The organism is Mycobacterium sp. TH-M116, from assembly GCF_057473685.1.
This window is the reverse complement of sequence record NZ_JBYCLC010000086.1, coordinates 1-2,472: the sequence shown is the minus strand read 5'-3', so window position 1 is coordinate 2,472 and position 2,472 is coordinate 1. Positions and strand designations below refer to the sequence as shown.

At 72.5% G+C, this 2,472-nt stretch carries 3 protein-coding genes and 2 pseudogenes; 2 read left to right on the top strand and 3 right to left on the bottom strand.

The annotated features are described in order from the left end of the window. A pseudogene (locus tag AC2VOK_RS04235) lies at positions 1–199 on the bottom strand (sensor domain-containing protein); the annotation flags it as partial. A gap of 99 nt (positions 200–298) precedes the next feature. Between AC2VOK_RS04235 and AC2VOK_RS04230 the strand changes: the two are divergent. Next, the gene (locus AC2VOK_RS04230) at positions 299–1,321 is read left to right on the top strand and encodes a uroporphyrinogen decarboxylase/cobalamine-independent methonine synthase family protein (RefSeq protein ID WP_428899369.1); all 1,023 of its coding nucleotides are present in this window, start codon (positions 299–301) and stop codon (positions 1,319–1,321) included. Positions 1,322–1,334: 13 nt separating this feature from the next. Here the strand turns inward: AC2VOK_RS04230 and AC2VOK_RS04225 are convergent, their stop codons facing one another. Together AC2VOK_RS04225 and AC2VOK_RS04220 are read right to left on the bottom strand one after the other, a co-directional pair. Continuing rightward, the gene (locus AC2VOK_RS04225) at positions 1,335–1,763 is read right to left on the bottom strand and encodes a type II toxin-antitoxin system VapC family toxin (protein WP_428899368.1); all 429 of its coding nucleotides are present in this window, start codon (positions 1,761–1,763) and stop codon (positions 1,335–1,337) included. After that, positions 1,750–1,998 (bottom strand): type II toxin-antitoxin system VapB family antitoxin, encoded by a 249-nt coding sequence (locus AC2VOK_RS04220; protein WP_428899367.1) that lies wholly within the window; start codon positions 1,996–1,998, stop codon positions 1,750–1,752. Before AC2VOK_RS04220 ends, AC2VOK_RS04225 begins: the two co-directional genes overlap by 14 nt. Before the next feature lie 112 nt (positions 1,999–2,110). Between AC2VOK_RS04220 and AC2VOK_RS04215 the strand changes: the two are divergent. Next, positions 2,111–2,472: pseudogene (locus AC2VOK_RS04215) on the top strand (DNA ligase LigA-related protein); the annotation flags it as partial.

The window sequence follows — 2,472 nt, the reverse complement described above, 5'->3', positions numbered from 1 at the left end:
TGACCGTCAGGTGTTCACCGGCGCCGGTGATCGCGCGCATCCGCGGCTGGTCCAGCAGCACCGTGTCGACGTCGACGCCGTGCACGGGATGCCGGGTCGCGCCGTAACCCGGCAGCGCGGTGCCGTCCACCAGCCGCGTGCACGCCGCGGCGAGCATCACCACGCCCGTGATCAGCAGGGGCCGCGCGAATCTGACCATCCGCCACACCGTCCGTTCCAGGGTTGAAACTACCCTGACCGGCCCGCGCCAAACACCTCTGACGGGATGCGGCGGCGGAAGGTCGAATACGCTTGCCCGGTGAGTGCGTTCGCGACCGCCAGCGGCGTCGGTTCCTGGCCCGGAACCTCCCCGCGGCAGGCGGCCGAGGTCGTCGTCGGCGAGTTGGCGGGCGCGCTCGCCCACATCGCCGAGCTGCCCGCCCGCGGCGTGGGCGCCGACCTGCTCGGCCGGGCCGGCGCACTGCTCATCGACGTGGCCATCGACACCACGACGCGCGGCTATCGCGTCGTCGCCCGACCCGGCGCAGTGACGCGCCGGGCCGTCAGCCTCCTCGACGAGGACTCCGACGCGCTCGAAGAGGCCTGGGAGACAGCCGGTCTGCGGGGCGGGGGACGCGTGGTCAAGGTCCAGGCGCCCGGCCCGATCACGCTGGCCGCGGGCCTCGAACTGGCCAACGGCCACCGGGCGATCACCGATCCGGGCGCGCGGCGCGACCTGGCGGCGTCGCTGGCCGAGGGCGTCGCCGTGCACCGCGCCGCGCTGTCCCGGCGACTCGAGACCCCGGTGGTGGTGCAGTTCGACGAGCCGTCGCTGCCGGCGGCGCTGGCCGGGAAGCTCAGCGGAGTGACGTCGTTGCGCGCGGTCCCCGCGTTGGACGAGGCCGTCGCGGGCGCGCTGCTCGACACCTGCGCCGCGACGGCAGGGGCTGACGTGGTGCTGCACAGCTGCGCTCCGGGCCTCCCGTGGGACCTGTTGCAGCGCAGCAGTATCGGTGCAGTGTCGGTGGACGCGGACACCTTGGGCGCGACGGACCTGGACGGCATCGCGGCGTTCGTGGAATCGGGCCGCGCCGTGATGCTGGGGGTCGTTCCCGGTACTGATCCGCAGCAGCGGCCGTCGGCCGACGAGGTGGCCGCCGCGTTGGTTGCGGTGACCGATCGCCTGGGGTTCGACCGGGCGGCGCTGCGCGACCGCATCGGCGTCACGCCCGCGTGCGGCCTGGCCGGCGCGACGCCGCAGTGGGCCCGCACCGCGATCGGGCTCGCCCGCAAAGCCGCCGAGGCGTTCGCCGGGGACCCGGACGCGATCGCCCACGGGTAGGGGACCCGGCAGATCAGTCCAACGGCGGGCGCCAACGCAGGCCCGGAAAACGGGCGAACCCGCGGTCGGTGGTGACCCATGTCGCGCCGTTCTCGATGGCCAGAGCGGCGTGGTAGGCATCGGCCACCGCGTTGCCCTTGGCACCGACCCGGTCGCACAGCGAGTCGAAGATGTCCCAATGTCGCGGTCCCGGCCGCAGCGCGACGGCCGCGGGAGCGGTTCGAAGAGCGCGGCACGCCTCGAGCGCCTGAGCTGTGGTGCTCGGCTGTCGGAAGACGCGATGGTTGGTGATCACGCGCATGACACCCGACAACACCAGTTCGCTGATCCCGACCGGCTCCGCGCCGACGAGTCGAGCTTCCATCCAGTCGCGACAGGCGGCGTGCTGGGTGCTGTCCCGGCGGACGGCATAGACGCAGACGTTGACGTCAAGGAGCAGCATTGTCGCCCAACAGCTCGGCCAGGGCATCCTTGTCTTCCAGGTCGACGCCCGCCTGCAGGCCTCCGCTGCCGTGGGTCGGCAACCCGAACTCGGTGCGGCTGCCTTGCTCGCCGCGCCGCCGCAGCAGTGCGCGCAACGCGTCGTCGACGATGGCTCCGAGCGGCCGGGACGTTTGCGCCGCCAAGACCTTGGCCTCGGCGAGCAGGTTGGCGTCGATGTTGACCGTCGTCCGCATGCGCGCATCATAGCGTCAGTGCCGTGCATCATGATGCACAACGCCGGTCGCGGGCCGGGGGCACGACTGGCATCCCGCTGCCGAGTCGGTGTGCTCCGTTAGCCTCACCAAGGTGAGCGCAGCAGAGGCCGGCCCCGCCCCGCCCGAGGTCCGGCGGCAGTGGCGCGAACTGGCCGACGAGGTGCGCGAGCACCAGTTCCGCTACTACGTACGCGACGCCCCGGTCATCTCCGACGCCGAGTTCGACGAGCTGTTGGGGCGGCTCACGTCCCTCGAGGAGCGCTATCCCGAGCTTCGCACCCCTGACTCGCCCACCCAGCTGGTCGGCGGCGCCGGCTTCGCCACCGAGTTCACCTCCGCCGAGCACCTGGAGCGCATGCTCAGCCTGGACAACGTGTTCAGCGCCGAGGAGTTCGACGCGTGGGCCGCGCGCATCCACGCCGAGGTCGACGGCGAGCTTGCCTACCTGTGCGA